Annotated in this window: 16 protein-coding genes and 1 pseudogene; 4 read left to right on the forward strand and 13 right to left on the reverse strand. The window is 39.2% G+C overall.

Annotation, left to right across the window (positions count from 1 at the left end; translation table 11 throughout):
- Positions 1–128: 128 nt before the first annotated feature.
- From ACFQ38_RS14470 to ACFQ38_RS14495, 6 genes are all read right to left on the reverse strand, one after another.
- A complete protein-coding gene (locus ACFQ38_RS14470) occupies positions 129–941 on the reverse strand; it encodes a PepSY domain-containing protein (protein ID WP_381481798.1) in 813 nt (270 codons plus the stop codon).
- 162 nt (positions 942–1103) lie between these two features.
- Positions 1104–1715, reverse strand: a complete 612-nt coding sequence (locus ACFQ38_RS14475; protein WP_381481800.1) for a PepSY domain-containing protein — start codon at positions 1713–1715, stop codon at positions 1104–1106.
- A 58-nt stretch (positions 1716–1773) separates the two neighbouring features.
- Positions 1774–3120 (reverse strand): sensor histidine kinase, encoded by a 1347-nt coding sequence (locus tag ACFQ38_RS14480; RefSeq protein ID WP_381481802.1) that lies wholly within the window; start codon positions 3118–3120, stop codon positions 1774–1776.
- Positions 3110–3811, reverse strand: coding sequence for a response regulator transcription factor (locus ACFQ38_RS14485; RefSeq protein WP_381481804.1), 702 nt, complete (start codon positions 3809–3811; stop codon positions 3110–3112). The genes ACFQ38_RS14480 and ACFQ38_RS14485 overlap by 11 nt, the downstream gene beginning before the upstream one ends.
- Before the next feature lie 333 nt (positions 3812–4144).
- Positions 4145–4777 (reverse strand): hypothetical protein, encoded by a 633-nt coding sequence (locus ACFQ38_RS14490; RefSeq protein WP_336824131.1) that lies wholly within the window; start codon positions 4775–4777, stop codon positions 4145–4147.
- Between the two features lie 145 nt (positions 4778–4922).
- Entirely contained in the window at positions 4923–5366 is a 444-nt protein-coding gene (locus ACFQ38_RS14495) for a GNAT family N-acetyltransferase (protein WP_381481806.1), read from the reverse strand.
- A gap of 312 nt (positions 5367–5678) precedes the next feature.
- On the opposite strand from ACFQ38_RS14495, the gene ACFQ38_RS14500 reads away from it, so the two are divergent.
- The gene (locus ACFQ38_RS14500) at positions 5679–6950 is read left to right on the forward strand and encodes a DUF5068 domain-containing protein (protein ID WP_381481808.1); all 1272 of its coding nucleotides are present in this window, start codon (positions 5679–5681) and stop codon (positions 6948–6950) included.
- A gap of 60 nt (positions 6951–7010) precedes the next feature.
- On the opposite strand, the gene ACFQ38_RS14505 is transcribed toward ACFQ38_RS14500, so the two are convergent.
- Both ACFQ38_RS14505 and ACFQ38_RS14510 read right to left on the reverse strand, forming a co-directional pair.
- The gene (locus ACFQ38_RS14505) at positions 7011–7460 is read right to left on the reverse strand and encodes a DUF4362 domain-containing protein (RefSeq protein ID WP_336824128.1); all 450 of its coding nucleotides are present in this window, start codon (positions 7458–7460) and stop codon (positions 7011–7013) included.
- A 641-nt stretch (positions 7461–8101) separates the two neighbouring features.
- On the reverse strand, positions 8102–8680 hold the full coding sequence (locus ACFQ38_RS14510; protein ID WP_381481811.1) for a hypothetical protein: 579 nt from the start codon (positions 8678–8680) through the stop codon (positions 8102–8104).
- 275 nt (positions 8681–8955) lie between these two features.
- Here ACFQ38_RS14510 and ACFQ38_RS14515 point away from each other — a divergent pair, with 275 nt between their 5' ends.
- Positions 8956–10203, forward strand: coding sequence for a hypothetical protein (locus ACFQ38_RS14515; RefSeq protein WP_381481813.1), 1248 nt, complete (start codon positions 8956–8958; stop codon positions 10201–10203).
- Between the two features lie 64 nt (positions 10204–10267).
- On the opposite strand, the gene ACFQ38_RS14520 is transcribed toward ACFQ38_RS14515, so the two are convergent.
- Positions 10268–10906 carry a FusB/FusC family EF-G-binding protein gene (locus ACFQ38_RS14520; protein WP_381481815.1) on the reverse strand — a complete coding sequence of 213 codons (639 nt, stop codon included), beginning with the start codon at positions 10904–10906 and terminating at the stop codon, positions 10268–10270.
- 520 nt (positions 10907–11426) lie between these two features.
- Between ACFQ38_RS14520 and ACFQ38_RS14525 the strand changes: the two genes are divergently transcribed.
- Positions 11427–11828 (forward strand): ion channel, encoded by a 402-nt coding sequence (locus ACFQ38_RS14525; RefSeq protein ID WP_336824124.1) that lies wholly within the window; start codon positions 11427–11429, stop codon positions 11826–11828.
- 14 nt (positions 11829–11842) lie between these two features.
- Here the strand turns inward: ACFQ38_RS14525 and ACFQ38_RS14530 are convergent, their stop codons facing one another.
- Together ACFQ38_RS14530 and ACFQ38_RS14535 are read right to left on the reverse strand one after the other, a co-directional pair.
- A complete protein-coding gene (locus tag ACFQ38_RS14530; RefSeq protein WP_336824123.1) occupies positions 11843–12220 on the reverse strand; it encodes an SET domain-containing protein in 378 nt (125 codons plus the stop codon).
- Positions 12221–12374: 154 nt separating this feature from the next.
- Positions 12375–12824: a GNAT family N-acetyltransferase gene (locus ACFQ38_RS14535; protein ID WP_381481818.1), complete on the reverse strand. Its 450-nt coding sequence runs from the start codon at positions 12822–12824 to the stop codon at positions 12375–12377.
- 360 nt (positions 12825–13184) lie between these two features.
- On the opposite strand from ACFQ38_RS14535, the gene ACFQ38_RS14540 reads away from it, so the two are divergent.
- Positions 13185–14423, forward strand: a complete 1239-nt coding sequence (locus ACFQ38_RS14540; RefSeq protein WP_381481820.1) for a dicarboxylate/amino acid:cation symporter — start codon at positions 13185–13187, stop codon at positions 14421–14423.
- Between the two features lie 321 nt (positions 14424–14744).
- On the opposite strand, the pseudogene ACFQ38_RS14545 reads toward ACFQ38_RS14540, so the two are convergent.
- Positions 14745–16646 (reverse strand): annotated as a pseudogene (locus ACFQ38_RS14545) (endonuclease MutS2).
- A gap of 539 nt (positions 16647–17185) precedes the next feature.
- Positions 17186–18121: a phosphotransferase enzyme family protein gene (locus ACFQ38_RS14550; protein ID WP_381481822.1), complete on the reverse strand. Its 936-nt coding sequence runs from the start codon at positions 18119–18121 to the stop codon at positions 17186–17188.
- Positions 18122–18177: the final 56 nt, after the last annotated feature.

Consider the following 18177-nt stretch of genomic DNA (forward strand, 5'->3'; position numbering starts at 1 on the left):
AATATTACGAGATAAAAAGGCCTTTTTCCGTTAAAATAACTTCATAATTGACAAAAGGGTTGGAAATCAATTCGATTTCCAACCCTTTTGTCTACAGTCTGAGGGCTGCCATAGCAGCCCTCCTCGCATTAGTCATCATCACGGTCTTTTTCGAATTTCACAATTTCACCTGTCATTGCATCAATTTCGAAATCATATTCATATTTGCCATCTTCTATTTCAATTTCATACACTTTTCGACCGTCTTCGTAATCCAATTCAATTTCTGTTACGTGCCCTTTTGCATTTTTCATCGCAATTGCAATTGCTTGATCTTCTGTGAGCATCGTTTTATTCGTTTCATTCACTTTGCTGTTAGACTGTTTTTTATCATCATCAAACTCTTTTTCATACTCAATAATGTCTCCTGTATACGCATCGATTTCAAAATCGTATTCGTATGTGCCATCTTTTATTTCGATATCATAATGTTTACGGCCATCATCAGTGTCGACCTTGACCTTCGTTACTGTGCCCCGTGCTTTTTTCTGCGCAATTGCAACTGCTTGGTCCGCTGTAAGCATCTTTCCGTTCGTTGCAGTTGATTTTGGTGAATCAACAACTTTCAAATCTTGCGCCTCAGCATCCGTTTTGGTTACGGATTGTTTGTCTTTTGATTGTTTTTCAAGCTCGATTTCCCCTGTGATGGCATCGATATCCAAGTCGTATTCGATTCCGTTCGACTTCACTTCCACATCGTATACATAGCCCGATTTTTTCTTTTCAAGTTCAATTTCAGTAACTTTACCGCCATATTGGTCGATCGCCAACTCCTTAGCTTCTTTCAATGTCAACATTTCGTTCGCGTCGCTTGCTACGTCCGTTGACGAATCATTCGCCAATGCCACGCCGCCTACTGTTACTGCTCCCGCCAATGCAGGAATGATCATCCATTTATTCATAATCGATTCCCTCCTTTTCTAATTACTTTTATCATACCTCGACATTATGATAGGAGTTTTAGAGGTTTATTAGAAATTGATGAGAAGTCATGTTTCCATCCAAACTGACAAAAAAACCGCCGAAATTAGTTCTTCGACGGTCTCTATTATGTCAGGGCAAAATCAATCATCCCATGTAACTGAAAGAATCTTTCCAGAGATCGCATGTATTTGGTAAATCGCTTCATCACCACGACTGTCATCTTCTACTTCGATCTCAACTAAATAATAGCCCCCATCAGTCGTTTTAACAAAATCGACGTCATCTACTTCCCCATTTAATTGAGACAGCGCAATGCTTACTGCTTCCTTTTCTGTAATTAGAACAGTTTCTTTTTTCGAGGGTGTTTGCGATTCTGCATGCTTTTCTTTTTTATTTGCAACCGGCTTTTGCTGTGTTGCTTCCGGTTGACCAACCGTCTCCTCATTGGAAGCGATTGATTCATCCACCTTATTTTCCTTCGTTTGAATTAAAGACAGCACTTTCCCCGTTTCTGCATCGACTTCTGCTAAATAAGCGCCATTGTTCCTCACAAGCTCCGCTTCATACATCGAACCTTTCAAGGATAGCCGATCGACTTTTCCATCATACATGCCTTCGAGCTGGGTGCGGACTTTATCTTCCGGCAAAGTTTCCGCTTGTGTAATGAATTGCTTCGTATAATAATTCCCTATAAAAACAATGAGAATGGTTAGCACGATCGGTAGGAACCAAGGTTTTTTTATGAGATTCAATTGAACACCACTCCTTACGACAAGCATACTCCTTCAATATTAAAAATCGATGAGAGCCTCACTTTTTCGGAATGATAATACGAATGGTTGTTCCCATTCCGACGATACTTTCAATTTTCAACTGCGCTCCAAGTCCCGTAGCGATTTCCTTAGCGATCGCAAGCCCTAACCCGCTGCCGCCTGTTTTTCGGTTTCGGTCTTCATCGACACGGTAAAAACGGTCAAAAATATGAGGCAAATGCTGTTCCGGTATTCCTTGTCCGTAATCCATTACCGAAATTTCAACGCTATCCTCATTGCTGCGAATTATTGTTTTAATTTCTCTTTCACTATATTTACGAGCATTATCCAATAAAATAAAAAGTAGCTGCTTTAACTGGTTTTCATCTGTACGCAGCTCAATGGGCCCTTCCCCTTCAATCGTAAAATCCCTCGCGTACGCCTGACGCATCGGCTGCACCACTTTCTCGACAACTGATCGGACTTCCGTCTCTGCAAATTCAAAAGTCAATTTTTCATTATTTTTTGCAAGTGACAGCATTTGGGCAATCATCTCTTTCATCCTCACCGATTCGCTTATAATTGCATTGACGGCTTCCTCCGCCACCGCACGATTGTCAAACCCTTGACGAGATAAGAGCCGTGAATAGCTTTCGATAACTGTGAGCGGTGTTTTTAGTTCATGAGAAGCATTTGAAACGAACTGCTCTTGCTTTTTATAATTTTGTTCCAACTGCTCCATCATGTCATTAAATGTCCTGCCCATTTGTGACAGTTCATCCTTGCCTTTAGCAGATATTGAAATTTTTTCATACGTTCCTAACCGCCTGCTGTCAGACATTGTCTTCATTAGCTTTTCAATCGGCTGTATGACAATGCGTCCTAACGTTATGCTTAGACCCACAACAATCAGTACCATGGCAACAATCGTGACGCCAAACAAAATTAGCTTCAGCAACCGCAAGCTCGCTTCTAATTCTTCCATTACTTGCAAAACTTCAATGTGGACGACTTCACCATTTGTCCAAATTGCTGGAACAGTGATTGCCATTGTCTTTATTTCATTAAAGCTTCCGATCGTGTAACGCTCTTTCGGGTTAATAACAAAATTCCCCTCAGTCAATCCAAGTTCAGATTGTGTTGTGACAATCGTCTTGCCTCGATCATCGACAATCCGGATTGCACCGTTCGCTGGTACATGTGCAATAATAATCGTCCTCGCATCCTTTTCTTCGTTCATTTGGCTAAGAGACGTCGTGAGTTCCTTTGCACGGACAAGCATTTGGTAATATTCCGTACGATGCCCCATCTTTTCGAATACAAAGTAGATACCGATGTTCGTTACGGTAAGTATGACAAGCATAAGAAGTATAGAGTATAGGTGAATCTTCGTTTTAAGCTTCATGGACAGGTTCCTTTAATGCATAGCCAACGCCACGGACGGTTTGGATGAACGACTGCTTATCCCCGTTATCGATTTTTTTCCGTACGTAACGAATGTACACATCGACGACATTTGTATCGCCGAAATAGTCGTAGCCCCAAACAGCGTCCAGCAACTGTTCCCTTGTAAGGACTTGATTTGGATGTTTCAGCAAATGAAGCAGCAAGTCGTATTCCCTCGGCGTCAAATCAAGCAACACCCCGTCCCGCTTCACTTCACGTGTTTGCTCGTGGATTGACAAACCTGCAAACTCGTGGAGATATTCGTCCTTTTCCTTGACCGCTGGTGTTGAAAACCGGATTGCCGAACGGATTCTTGCAAGCAGTTCCTCGATTTCAAATGGCTTTGTTACATAGTCATTTGCACCTAAGTCAAGTCCTGCAACTTTATCCTCCAACTCGCCCTTCGCAGTCAATAATATGACAGGGGTATTCGACTCGGTCGCCCGTATCCGTCGTAGAACGTCAAGTCCATTCAGCCCAGGCAGCATAAGATCGAGCAACACTAAGTCCCACGCCTGTTCACGATATTTAATGAGCCCATCAGGCCCCGTATGTGCAACACCTGTTTCATATCCTTCAAATTCAAGCTCCAACTGCAATACGCGCGCGATATTTTCTTCATCCTCAATAATCAATATTTTCTCTTTCACTCGAATCACCGCCGTTTTTTCTTTCATCTTATCAGAGGAATAGCATTTTCGTTATGCTCTTATGTTTATACAGCTTTCCTTCGTCGTTCACTACTAAAATGAACTCCTCGGCACCATAAACGACATCGCAAACGCATAAACGGCCACCCACACGCATAAATCATCCCGTATGCGCATAAACGATTACCCACACGCATAAATCATCCCGTATGCGCATAATCGACCACCCGCACGCATAAATCATCTCACAAACACATCCCATCACAGTGTGTTGTATGCGGATCAGAAAGCCACTACTCTTGAAACTACCTTTGAGTAATCAATTTATATATTTCATTCCCAACCGTCATTATTATCATAAGGATCAATATCTGCATAAATCTGATACCCATTTTCCCAGTATGTCTGCAGCCAATCAATCGTCTGGACCATCTCCTCACCGTGAGCAGCCGCCTTCTCTTGAAGTCCACTTGCCTCTTGTAGTTTGGCGCTACACCAACTATAGTCTGGAAGTGATTCAAACCACGCTTTATCGTCTTCTTCCATGACGTCCGAATAGGCCAAATCGTCAATTGCAGGTAACATTTTTGGCCAGTCATACGAGAGCCCAACCTCTTCCATCAACTGCCGGATTTCCAACGCAAATGTAAAATGAAGCTCATATTGTGCCACGTCTGTATCCTCGTCTTGGATCAATAGCTCATATTCTTTCAAGTTCTCCTGCTTCAGCATCTTTTGAAACAGTGATTTTTTCCGTGTAACCTCTTTAAACGTAAAGTTTCGGATAGCCGTCAATCTGACCGTTTCTGCGTATTGCAGTTTCGTCCTATCTGGATAACTTTCCGCTTTTATTGCCACCATCAAATCAAGCTCCTGTTGTTCTTCGGATGTCAGTCTTGAAGTCAATTCTTTTCTACGAAGCTCAGGCATTCGTTTCGCTATTCGTCTCTCTTCTTCAATTTTCATTCTCCATACCCCCTAACTTATTTCGATCCCTACAAATACTTATTTTCTTTTTGACGATTCGGCTTACATCAAATAAAAGTGTCCTATTTCACCGACCTTATAAACAATCCTTTTTCAATCAAAACACATTGTCGAACCGTTTTTTCTAAAACGTATAGCGGGCTACTTGTTCCCCTTCAATCAAGAAGCCTTCCACTTCCTGAAACCCTATTTGCTCATAAAGTTGTTTCGCGACTTTATTTTCCGGTTCGTATGATAAAGAAATGTTCTGATGACGATCCGATTTCATGTTCAGAATATCTTCGATAATTAGTTGAATCGCTCGTTTTCCGTATCCTTTGCCTTGGTGTTTTTGATCAATCATCATTCGATAGATCCAATACTCACCGTCATCTTCATCGACTCCGTACATTGCAAATCCAACCATTTCCTTTTCAGCGTATATCCCCTTCGCATGGAAGCCTTCAAGAAAATTTAATTGTGCAAGCGAAACAGCATTTGATGCGACGAAGTTCACTTGATCTTCCCGAACCCTCAATGAAATGGCATCTATCCAATTATCTTTTGAAATTGTTGCTAAATACAACATAATCTCATCCCTTCAAATGATATAACAAGCATCCCTCTTTAAAGCAAAATCTTTCATTTCCATTCGATCTATTCCATTGTACATTTTTTTCATAAAAAGAAATTGAACACTTTACCGATTTCCTCTTCGATAGGTAGTTTTGGACCAAAATCACAAGTGCATTACTTTACTAACGTCGCCTTTATTTCAGGACTTATTGAATACCCATTGGTAAAATCAACCACTTAAGGCTCATTTTAAAAACAGTTCTTTTTGTCAACCAATTAACTGTTACAATTATTAGGAAATTATTTGTACAAAGGAGTGCAATACATGAATCTGAAACGAATGATGATCGGCAGCATCATGGCTGCTATTCTCATCCTCGGCGCATGCGGAAAGTCGCAAGAGAAGGATGGAGATGTTTCCGCTGCTGCACAGCCAAAAAAAGTAGTAGCTGAACAGGAAAATGACAATCAAGATAATAAACCTGATGAAGACGAAACGAAAGACAATACAGAAACAGTAGAAAAAGATACAAGTGGAGATTCCTTTGAAAATATGAATCCGTATTTAGAAGAAGAAACAGGCGGGGATATTGAAATTGTGTTTGCAAATTCAGACCCGAACTTAGTCCACAAGTATTCGGATAAAGTGAAAATTGCGATTGAAGAATACCAAATCGCCCATGTGACCAACATGAACGAATCGGTCAAACATTATTTTGACGACGAAGATGAAGGATACGTCATTACATACAAACTGCAATTCGAAAACAATTTGGATGAAGATGTATTTTTCAATGCGAGTACAATGATGCTTTCAGATGATGGTACAGAAAACTTGTATATGAAAATTGGTCTTGTCGATCGGGATGACTGGCTGAAAGGCGATAATGAAGATGTTACCCGTCAATACGGCCCTGGCACATATACTGGAATGCAAGCCTATACAATGACGAAAGCTCAGTACGAACGCCTATTGGCTCCGACGTACACGATTGACATTCCAATGTTAGAGGATGACTTCAAAAAACGCATCGGCAATGACGCTGTTTTTAAAATTCCATTTAACGAAGATGGAGCAGAAAAAGCTTCAAAAAGTGCTGCACTTTACGCAGATAAGATGGTAACAGACACAATTGCGGATAAAGAACTGTTTTTCTCTAAAGAAGATATGAATGAAACACAGAAAATCGATGAAGTGAGTATTACACTTGAAGGAGTCCAATACGCTGATATAACACCGACAACTGCGAATGAAGGTCGATTTGTCAACTTCGGCGACGGTCCGCTCGTTGCACTGACAGCAAAATTCCAAGTTAAGAACGACAGCAATGAAGCGATTGCAAAATCATTGATTGAAAAACGACTCATCTTGGATCAGAACCGAGGCACAATGTCATCTCAAGGAATGTTGGAACCGACTCAATATGGCGACTTACAGCCAGGTGAATCAGAGGAAATTCTATCAGTCTACCTTTTCCGAAAAGATGAGTTCGGTCTATTGAAAGAACTGCAACTCCAATTCGGTCCGCTGAAGGATAGCGATGCGAAAAATTTGTTCAAAGAAAAATCGGTTACATTCGACTTGCCAATGAAATAAAGAAAAAGCGGCGTCCATTAGCTTGAATAGCTTGGATGTCGCTTTTTCTACTATATAGTACTAATGATTATGGTCATGGTCTTGATCTTTCAAAACATTTAGTAGTGTAAAGCGATCGCTATCTTCTCCTGACTCACACCCTTCCAATGTATAGCTAAATAATTGTTGCCCCTCCTCGGTCACTATATCGGTACAAATTACACTCTCTATGGCAGGGCTGTCCCTCCGTTCTTTATTTTTCGACCGATCGATTTTTAGTTCGAATACAGTTCCATCAAAAGATACATCGTACAATGTCGGATTTCCATTTGGCGTATAATTGGCAATTCGGACAGTGGCTGCGCTTTTCGCTTGGACACTCTTTAGGAACTCTTCAAAGACTGTGGCATTGTAAACCGGACCGTGCATATTAATAACATCTCCATTTTGCAACGCTTTTTCACTATCATACGAACAAGCGGCTAATAGGCATGTACTAAGAAACAATTGGCAAAAGAGTTTCTTTTGCATAGGCTCCTCCCTCCTAATTCGTACTTGGAGCTTTATTTCCACTCTATGCATAAATTTGGCGTCTTATCAGCAGAGATAGGTAATAACTTGTATTTGGCAACCAAATAGAATTCAAAAATCCCTTTACATCAATAAGTTGATCTAAAGGGTTTATTCATTGTATCTATCAATTTCACTTTGACGGAAATGCGTTGGAGTTTGAACTTCCTAACACCGTAACATCGGCAATGTTATTGTGAATTTAGTGCCTAATTGCAATGCGCTCTCAACAGTAATATCTCCTTCATGGGCTTCAATTAACCTCACTTCAATTACTAACAACTGGTGAAAATATAAAGATTTCATTGCCAAAATACGATAACAAAACACATCTTATTGGCGCTGGTTCTAATATACTTTCTACCGAAACAAAAGATGGCGTAATTGTTATTCAATAATTCCATTACAATTCCGAAACACATAACGAAAAAACACCTATGGCTATCTACTTCTTTTAAAAGTAGGAATAACATAGGTGTTTATGATTGATTATTTGCCAGAATGAAAAGGATACTGATCATGCATAGGGAACATTAGACATGCTACACTTTCTAACATCAATAGATTGAAAGGGCGACTTAAATGAAAAACTAGTGATTGTACTACTTCCTCTCCTCATGATCATCGAATTGAATTTCAGACATTAATTCTTTCAACTTGCCTATACTCCCGATTTTAAATAGTTTTTCTCTAAAACAAATAAATTCATTAGCAGCCTGAAGAATTTCAGAAAAAAACTCTTTTTCATTAACAACGTTTTTTGTTTCTTTATGAATTTTGTAAAGGTTTGTGCCTTCAAAAATCAGAGGATTTCTTTTTACTCTAAATAGAATCAAGTTCTCTGGATTTGTAATGACTTTTTTAATAATCCATTCATGATTGTTAATGGCCATAAAGTGCTTTCCAACACCTGTTTTTTTATACTCCAACATCATTTGCAGGATACCAATCCACATTAAATCAATATCATCCCAATCCATAAAATCAGTCATAACAGTATCGTTTGTTTGAATAATGACTACACCCTCTAACCTATGGCCCTTATGCTTTTTTAATCTTCTATTAACAACTTGAGTTGATAATGGGTCATTTAAGGAAATAAAATAGTCTTGAAAATTTTCTTTGGTAAAGTAGAACGAATCCAAATTTTTTTGTTCAATGTATGTGGTGATCGTAAGCATATACTACTCCCTTCATTATTTTAGATATTTCCATAAAAAGGATAGAAAGTTTATTCGATCGTTACTTACACCTATTCTATACATTTGTCCATCAGCAACCCTCCATATATTCTATAATCTTTTTATTTATAATGAAGTAGGACTAACAATAATACAATCGTTGAATTTTCTCTCTATTCGATTCCACTTTTAAGCTTCAGCATAAAGTTATTTTTTATTATCGTTTCATAATTGTATTGCTATAATGAAAGCAACGATGATCGGAGGGTATTTTTATGGACAAACGGGTACAAGCAATCGCCGATAAGGCGCGCATTGAATTTGGGCTTGAAAAATATGACCTAAAAAGGTATTCATTTTATAAAAAGAGGAATGGAAAAGGTTATGAAATGAATATGGAATGGTTTCCTGTCGAGTACGACGGGCCGATCGAAGAGGATGAAAATCCTGATGGCACTGCAAGTATTGATTACGACATCCAACAAGATCGTTTTACAAATGTTGTTTTTGTAATGGGGAAATCTTACTCAACCGCCCATCCTTTTCAAGAAAAAACAATTGAGGAAATTGCGAGTTGGTTGGAAAGGCAGACAGGCTTGACGTATGGTCAGGATTTTTTCGCGGAACAAGCGAGTGAAGACGAGTTTCAATTTATCTCTCGTGTGGATGGGATCCGAATTTCACCAAGCTTCCATCTGAATGTAAAAATTACGGATGACGGGAAACTTCTTTCCTTCTCTACTTTTGGAGTCGCACCGGATTTATCCAAAATTGAAAAACAGAATTTCAACTTAACACTCGAAGAAATCGAACCGACTGTCAAAGCACATCTTACACTTGTCAACATTCCTTCCGAGGCTGAAAAGAAATTTGTACCGGTTTATGCAATCGACGAAGTTTACGTAACCGCTGATGGCAAACGTTGCCTGCCTTTTCTATTCGATGAACGGGGAATGGAAGTCGATCATTTGATGGAATGGGATGAACCGTTACGTGGAAAAATCGAGAGAAAATATATCGATCTTTCCTCGGAAGCAACCGCTGATGAGGCCTTCAATGAGGACACGCAAGAAGAAATTGGCTTAACGGATGAACAAGTTGGCATCTGCGTGAATATTATCCGTGACGCATTGCGGATGGAATATCCGGATGATAGCGGGAAGTGGCGATTGAAAGAACTGCGCCCCGCCTATTCACATATCGAGGCGTACTGTTATGCGGCCAATACGGACAATGCACTTTTCCGGCCAAAGATAGGACTTTTTATCGAAAGGGAGTCCATGACGGTCGTCAATCTATTCAACAACGAGAAGATGTTTGACATATTCGATTCATTCGCACCTGCACCTAAACCGCTGATTGACCACGATACGGCTTTCGAAAAGATGGTTCCTTCTATTACGCTTGATCCTGTTTATGTGTATGACACAGAGTCTAAGAAGTATATTTTATGCGGACTGATCGACTCCGAGCAAGCTGTCGATGCTGTCACTGGAGAAATTTTAGAGCTACGGGATTTATAAGTTCATTGCAAAAAGAGCTGCCCCGCAAGTAGGTCAATGACCAGCTTGGGGCAGCTCTTTTGCTTTATTTTATATTCTCAACAAAGTCATATATTTTATCCAAAGAAAGCAAATGATGATTACAATCTTCGGTATCCTGGCAAATGTAGTTCCCTTTTTTCGTATACGTACCGACGATTTCACCCTTTGTTTTTGTCATAAACATATAAGATAGGGTTAATCTGTTACAAATTGCGCATATTTGCTTAGTATTTGTTTCCTCGTACGTACCCGTCAGCCCAATCATACCCTTCTCTGTCGGCATGATCATATATCTTTTTTTCGTTCCAATATCATCGTAACTGAAATAAGTCATTCTATTAAAATTTATGCCATCTTTCGGCAGCTTCAGCTTTTTCGCCTTTGGAAACAGCTTTTTCAATCTTTGCTCCGATGGTTGTTGGAACGGAATAATATAGGACTGTAGCTCCGACAAATATCGTTCGGCTGCTTCTTTATCGTCAATTTTAGCAAGTTGATTGAGAATCTCTTTTTGTTCGCCCGTCAACTCTGTAAATAAATCGCCTACTTTTTCGATAGACAGTGATTCAAGTGCACCAATGACTTGCTGATCATTGACAGTCGAATGTCCATTCACCAATTGCCATACTTGTCGTTTTATTACATTATATTGATCGTTTCTAATAAATTGTTCACTCTTCATTTCTGTCAGCTCCTCTGTTTTCATTATGCTCAAACAAAGTGCAAAGATTTACAATCAGAAATGGAGAAACTTCATTTTAAGCGATTAATCAACCATTCGCCCCATGCAAAGCATCGCCTTTTCTTCATCTATCTTTGCATGAGTTTTTTTAGAAGATAGCAATGCCATTTGATTTGCCATCTTCACATCACCTCCCGAAATATCGCCTTCTTTTGCAAAGGCGCTACGTCAATTATCATACAACTTTCTCTTTTTCAAAACAATAATTTTATATGTGCATCAATGCAATATATTTGTTTCATGCTAAAGAGAGCTTATGCTGTTTTCACTACTTCTTTAAGGAATATCCGCTACTTAAAAAATTCATGGAATGGCTTAGAATGCATATTAAATAAGATAAAATGCGCTTTTGGAGCCTCTAAACATTTTGTAAAAAGCAGCCGATCCTCCTATCCGTTTAACTTAGCTAAGTTTCGCCAAGAATTAAAACAGAAAAACTTTAATTGGAAGAGGATACGTAATGGTCTCATTTTTCTTAACAGCAATTCGATTGATCGGTGCGATTGTGAAGTCTTTCGCCCATCCAGTATTTAAATCATTGCTCTTTACATTGTTGCTCATCGTTTTGTCCGGCACACTATTTTATACGAAAGTGGAAGGATGGACGACAATAGATGCGATCTATTTTGGAACGGTCAGTCTCATTCCGACCGGTGTAGAAACAGGGCTAAGTCCAACAACGACGATTGGAAAAGTGTTCACCATTATGTATTTGATCGTTGGTACAGGGATCATGATCGGCCTCATTGGCATCATTGCGAAGGCAGTGATCGATTTTGATTCAAAGAAAGAGCATAAAAATGGCGATAACCATAAAAAAGACGCAAGAATCGAATCATCCTTGCGTCGCTCAAAACGGTGATGTGCGAAATAGGGTTACTTCTGATCAAACCACAGAAGTTCTTTATCATCCACGTCACCATTATAATTAATTAAAATTTCTTCCCCAGCTTTGATATCTGTATACGCATAAAAGTCAAACGTGTGCTTCTCAAAGCTAATTTCGTACGTAGCATTCGGCTCATAGGAATGATTAAACAGCATTCCATATCCTAAGAGGATTGCAGAATGATTTATTCCATACTCAAAAGCATAGTCAGCGATTAACGTTTGTTCAATGTAGGCGTGTTGGTCATTTGGGTATGCAATGACGGGAGCTTCGTGCACCATCGTTCCCTTTTTAATATCACATGTAGCAAATACCCCTCTATTGAATTCTCCATCACTAAGTGCAGACGTCTTTACTTCAATCATGCTGTTCACCTACTCACTTGTAAATATACTTTCTAACTATAACATTAAATTGCCTATTAGGCGTATTTATTTACTTTAACAAGTGTAGATTTTTTAAATACCAATGATTAGCCATCGATGAGAAACGTTTTATGCGATGGCCCCAATTCAGCAATTAACTGCTCTTCCGCATAATTTGTTCACCTTTCGTATCATATTCGCCAATAAATACAAATCCTAACTTCTCATACAGTCGAATAGCATCTGTATTTTCTGGATAGACACTTAAATAAATCGGCTGCTCACCATATTCGTCCAGCACCCGTTGAATTAACAGCTCCATAAAATGACGGCCATATCCTCTTCCTTGAAAGTTTTCATCAATTAATAAGCGATCAATCCACAAATTGCCGCCTCCCTTGCCATCACCTAAAAAAACATACATAGCAAAACCGACCGGTACACCATCAACATATAAACCGACTGGCCGAAACTCCTTCCATTGCGCTGCTTCTAAAAGGCTTTCCTCAATCGTCTCGATGAACTGCATTTGCTCTTCCGCCACACGCAATGACAATAGCTCTTCTTTGTTGTTACTTGTTACTTTACATATTTCCCATTCCACCAATATCGTCCCTTTCTACAAACTAAATAGTCGTTCTCCAACTTACGACCAGTCTTAAATACAAACCAGCGATGATGTCTCCTTCACCGCTAAACAAAATGTCAATGCCCTCATTTCTTCAATAAAGAAAATCATCCTGCATTCGATAACTTCTTCCCTCTACGATACTTCATATGCTGTTTTTTCACCAAATTTCTTTGAACCATCCTTCAACGTTTATTTTAAAACATTTAAGGAAATTCACATACTGACGGCATCATCATTCCGAGCGAACACTCAAATATCGATACATAGTTTCCAACAGATGCCACATTATAAAAGGAATGACGTCCCGATCTCTATTCATTGGAGGCCATAACCATGAAAAAAATAATCCGTTCTTATTTACGAATATCTTTACTATTGAAAATAACAATAGCCCTTATCCTCGGCATCATTGCCGGACTTATGCTTGGCGAGCAAGCTGCTGTATTGGCACCATTAGGAGATTTGCTCATCCGTCTGCTAACCTTTCTCATTTTGCCTCTAATCTTCTTTACGCTCATTGTCGGCGTCAATCAAACGACACTCGGTGACTTAGGCAGAATGGGTATAAAAGTTTTCGTCTACTATACAGTGAGTTCTGCTCTCGCTATCGTTGTCGGGTTAATTGTCGCGAGCATTTTTGAACCAGGCACTGGCATGCATTTGACAGGTTCGGAAAAAGTCGATGTGCCTGAAAATCCAGGCATCGGCTCCGTCCTTCTCAATATTGTTCCTTCGAATATTATAACAGCCTTCACGGAAATGAATTTATTAGGCATCATCTTTACAGCACTCGTATTCGGCATTGCCTTTTCCGCAATGCGAGCCAATCCAACCCTATCCGAATTAGGCGATATAGCTATGAAGATCGTCACTGCATTAAATGAGGCTTCACTTCTTATTTTGAGAGCGATTCTTCAATATATACCGATTGGCATTTTTGCAATTATGGCAAATACAGTAGGAAGCCAAGGAATGGATACACTCGTTTCTTTAGGTGGCATGATCGGCGTTTTTTATATCGCTCTTTTATTCCATATCGTCTTCTATATTGTCATTATGTCGCTATTTAAAGTACCGCTTCATGATTTTTTCAAGTATGCACGAACACCTATAGCAACCGCATTTGTTACACAAAGCAGCACCGGCACGCTGCCGCTAACGCTGGAGGCTGCTGAAAAGTTGAACATTTCTAAAAGTCTATATAGCTTTAGTCTGCCTTTAGGTGCAACGGTCAATATGGACGGCGCAGCCATCCGGATTGCAGTATCCGCTGTTTTCGCAGCAAATATTTCAGGCAATCCGCTCAGTTTGTCCGATATGCTAATGGTTGTCCTAATCGGCACACTTTCATCCATCGGAACAGCTGGAGTACCCGGTGCCGGCATTATTATGATTGCAACGGTCTTCGTCCAACTTGGCTTGCCAATGGAGGCTGTCGCCTTGCTTACTGCAATCGATGCCCTTGTCGGCATGGGTGCAACAGCGCTGAACGTTGCTGGCGATCTTGTCGGAACGAGCGTCATCGACCAGCATGAAAAAAGACGACGCAGAAACTTGCATGAACCCTTGTAAAATAAGTTCGTTCATGGAAAAAATAAGCGAACGGGTAGCCATTAAGCAATTGAATTGGCTACCCGTTACTTTTGTGGACAATAACTGCCCTACTTACGCATAAAGCATTCCGAAAGCGCATAAGTCTGTTGAACCCCTTATAAAACGTAAGGAATACTCATAAATGAACAAATCAGCGCATAAACTCCTCCCGAAACGCATAAATAATTTTACAAACTCTAAGACACAGTTCGCTTCAGAATTTCAAAGCTATCGTATTAACGAACACCTTAATTTTATTCTATCGATTGATAAGCTTTTCATTACTATTTTCAGCTTTTCTTATTCTTTATTCTTCCTTATTTCCTTTTGAATTTTACGAAGTGCTTTCTTTGAACCGCGTGCAATATCGTGCTCCATTTTCCGTACGCTATAATCAACAAACAACGTTTCTAAATCATATCCTTCTGGGTATAAATCCTTCGCTCGCAATTCCAAACGGAGACGTTTACCATTGACTTCAATAAATTCCTCATTGTAAAACACAGTCACATTATAGAATTTATCCATTTCTTTATAAACAATTCCAACATCATCAAAGTCCAATAATGTTACACGATCCCCTTTTTGATAGTCCTATTTTTCCTCCGCTTGCCCAGTCACAATCTTCGGCTTCCTTATTTTCTGATCATTTACGCGTGCTAAACGATACTCTTTATTTTCAATATACTCTTTTGCCCTTTGCAATACATTTTCTCGCATATTCATCCTTTTAGAAATCCAAAGGGCATTGCTTTCCCCTGACTTTCCAATGACTAGCTTATACAAAGGTTCTAATGTTTCGCTATTAAATTGCATGGCAGCATTCATAAAGTCATCATGCATTTCCGAAAAACGTTTAATTTCACCGTAGTGAGTTGTTGCCACTGTGATACAGCCCATATGATAGAATTCCTCTAAAATCGAAATTGCAAGTGCTGCGCCTTCGTTTGGTTCCGTACCGCTTCCGATTTCATCAAAAAGTAAAAGGGTATTGTTATTGGACGCCCCCATAATCTCCGAAAGGTTTTTCATATGAGATGAAAATGTGCTTAATGCATTTTCAATACTTTGGTTATCACCAATCTCTACAAAGATATTTTCAAAAACCGCAATTTCCGTTTCCTTATTTGCATGAATATGAAATCCTGACATGACTGCCAATGTGAGCAATCCAATCGTTTTAAGGACGATCGTTTTCCCTCCGGCGTTTGGCCCTGTAATAATCAAACTTCTGTAACGTTTCCCGATCTCAAAATCAAGCGGTACAGCCTCATCTGTTAAGAGTGGGTGTTTTGCACGAATTAGCTTGATGTATCCATAATCGTTTAGTTTAGGCGCTACCCCGCCAATTTCTTTACTGAATTTTGCTTTTGCAAATACCATATCGTATTGGCTAATAAGGTCGATGTTTATTTTGATCGGATGAAGATTTTCTAAAATCATTCCAGTCAATGTAGACAGTATTTGATATTCTTCCATGGCTTCTTCCGCTTTTAGACTAGCAAGTTCCCCGTTTAGTTTCGTAATTGTATTTGGCTCCATAAAGACTGTAGAACCTTTCGATGATACTTCAACAATCGTACCTGACACTTGATTTTTGTAAGACGCCTTAATCGGAATTGTATATCGATCATCTTTCTTGCTAATGAAAAAGTCTTGAATGTAATTTTTATTGGCGCTGCTATTTAGAAATTTATTTAAACGTTCTTTTATTTTTTCCTCAGCTATTGCAATGTTTTGTCGAATTCGCTTTAATTTTTTGCTTGCAGCAGAATCAATGCTATTTCCTTTAATCGAGAAGTTGATTTCTTCTTCTACCGCCTCAAATTCGGACATTGAATTTGCATACGCTGATAGCACTGGTGCAAAAAATTTCTTATCCAACATGAATCGTTTAATCTTTCTACATCCTCTTAAAAAATCCGATATACTAACGAGTTCGCCCGGATTCAAGATCATGCCTTTTTCGAGATGCAAAATGCTACTTTCGATATTGGTAATCCCTAAAAACGGAACATGACGCTCCGTATCCAATATCGCTCTTGCTTCAGTTGTTTCATTCAATCGATTTTTAACGACCTTGATATTTGAGATCGGTTCCAATTTATCGATTTGCCTTTTTCCTAACCCGCTGACACAATAAGATTTAACCATTTCTTTTAATTCGTTGTACTGCAACTTTTCATAAGTTGTATGATTCACTTTTATGCTCCTCACTATGATTGATTGAACTCATAATGAAGATACCTACCCACTATATTTCAACTAATCACTTCTATAAAAAACAAACAAAAAAGCCGCGGTGATGATACCGCAGCTCTCTTTACATTTACTTGGCATGTGTAATAAAAGCCAAAATAAACCGTCATCAAAAAACAGTTATTTTAGCATCATTACACGCTTCATAAAGTATAGTAGGTATCCTCATAGGGGTTGAAATAAATCCATAACAAAATAAGACAAGGGAAATTAGGTATGTACACTCACATCAATACATCTGTACATATTTTCCTTTTGTCATCTTGTTTACGCATTTATTTCATATCATTTTCCTATTTAGAAACCTACCGCACTCACAAAAAGCACCTCTTATTTTTTGTTGAAATATAGTTACTATGTATTTTACCACACTCTTAGCTAAAAGCAAATAGATATTCCGAAAATACAAATAGGTTTTATCCTAATACCTCAACCATGCAATTTATCACATGAATTTTCTTAGAAAAACGCTCCCTATCAAATTAAGATAAAAGCATAATCGATTCATTTAAAAACGACTTTCCCTTGCCACTTTTCATCTTCTCAATCCCTTCTTCTATTCGGTCATAACGAAACGCACGGATAATAGCAAATAGATGAGGGATCATTTCCTTCTCACAATCAGAAAACGGCCTTTCTGAACAATAAGCATCCATGTATGCATCGTAACGTTCCTTGGGGCTTTCCAACCCTTCGAATTCGTGATGCCACGCCAAAAAAATCGCATTACCAACACATTCATTCACTAAGACCTCATCTCCCGCGATGTCGAAATCAAAAATGGCGGAAATTCTGTCCTGTTGAAATAAAAGATTATACGGTAAAAGATCTCCTTGGACAGCTCCTTTAGGAAGAGCTGCCCATTCAGCTTGAAGAACCGCTCTTCTTTTCTTATAAAGTTCTTGAATCAAAGACATTTCTTTTTCATACTTGTCTTCAACGGCACTAACAAGATCCCAATAGCACAATTCATTTTCATCATAATCGCCAAGTTCCTCTGTTTCATTCCCACCAAACATGCCCCAACTTGTTCCCCTGCCAAAGCTAAAAGCGCTTCGCATAGAGGCTGCATGCTGTTTGCCTAACATCGCCCCTATCTCTTGAATATTCCTCAGCCGCAGTGTTTCAATTGGCTTCCCTTTCCCTTTTTCTTCAAGAATAAAAATCAAACCGTCGTGCTCAACATACGGTTTACCATCTAACGTCAACTTCGACATGGAGAACGGCAACTTAGCATTTCTCATCATATCAATGAACCCGATCATTTTCTCTACAAATGCAGCAGACTGCTTTTCACCCTTCAAGTAAAAAGTTTTCCCATCCACTTCCACTTCCGCAACGAGTCTCTCTTTGTCCCTTAAGATCTTATGGCCTGTAATCGGTTCTTTGAAATAATTACGCATTACGTTTTGAATCATATCGCCCGGTGTCCCTTCATGGGTTTTGATTTACTAATATCCATGCTTTTAAAGTG

The sequence above is a fragment of the Sporosarcina contaminans genome, from assembly GCF_042679045.1.
Lineage (GTDB): Bacteria > Bacillota > Bacilli > Bacillales_A > Planococcaceae > Sporosarcina > Sporosarcina contaminans.

Bases quoted from the DNA above. Each gene is read 5' to 3' on its own strand.
- ACFQ38_RS14470 (WP_381481798.1), bottom strand. From the start codon at position 941: ATGAATAAATGGATGATCATTCCTGCATTGGCGGGAGCAGTAACAGTA.
- ACFQ38_RS14480 (WP_381481802.1), bottom strand. From the start codon at position 3,120: ATGAAGCTTAAAACGAAGATTCACCTATACTCTATACTTCTTATGCTT.
- ACFQ38_RS14490 (WP_336824131.1), bottom strand. From the start codon at position 4,777: ATGAAAATTGAAGAAGAGAGACGAATAGCGAAACGAATGCCTGAGCTT.
- ACFQ38_RS14495 (WP_381481806.1), bottom strand. From the start codon at position 5,366: ATGTTGTATTTAGCAACAATTTCAAAAGATAATTGGATAGATGCCATT.
- ACFQ38_RS14500 (WP_381481808.1), top strand. From the start codon at position 5,679: ATGAATCTGAAACGAATGATGATCGGCAGCATCATGGCTGCTATTCTC.
- ACFQ38_RS14505 (WP_336824128.1), bottom strand. From the start codon at position 7,460: ATGCAAAAGAAACTCTTTTGCCAATTGTTTCTTAGTACATGCCTATTA.
- ACFQ38_RS14510 (WP_381481811.1), bottom strand. From the start codon at position 8,680: ATGCTTACGATCACCACATACATTGAACAAAAAAATTTGGATTCGTTC.
- ACFQ38_RS14515 (WP_381481813.1), top strand. From the start codon at position 8,956: ATGGACAAACGGGTACAAGCAATCGCCGATAAGGCGCGCATTGAATTT.
- ACFQ38_RS14520 (WP_381481815.1), bottom strand. From the start codon at position 10,906: ATGAAGAGTGAACAATTTATTAGAAACGATCAATATAATGTAATAAAA.
- ACFQ38_RS14525 (WP_336824124.1), top strand. From the start codon at position 11,427: ATGGTCTCATTTTTCTTAACAGCAATTCGATTGATCGGTGCGATTGTG.
- ACFQ38_RS14530 (WP_336824123.1), bottom strand. From the start codon at position 12,220: ATGATTGAAGTAAAGACGTCTGCACTTAGTGATGGAGAATTCAATAGA.
- ACFQ38_RS14540 (WP_381481820.1), top strand. From the start codon at position 13,185: ATGAAAAAAATAATCCGTTCTTATTTACGAATATCTTTACTATTGAAA.
- ACFQ38_RS14550 (WP_381481822.1), bottom strand. From the start codon at position 18,121: ATGATTCAAAACGTAATGCGTAATTATTTCAAAGAACCGATTACAGGC.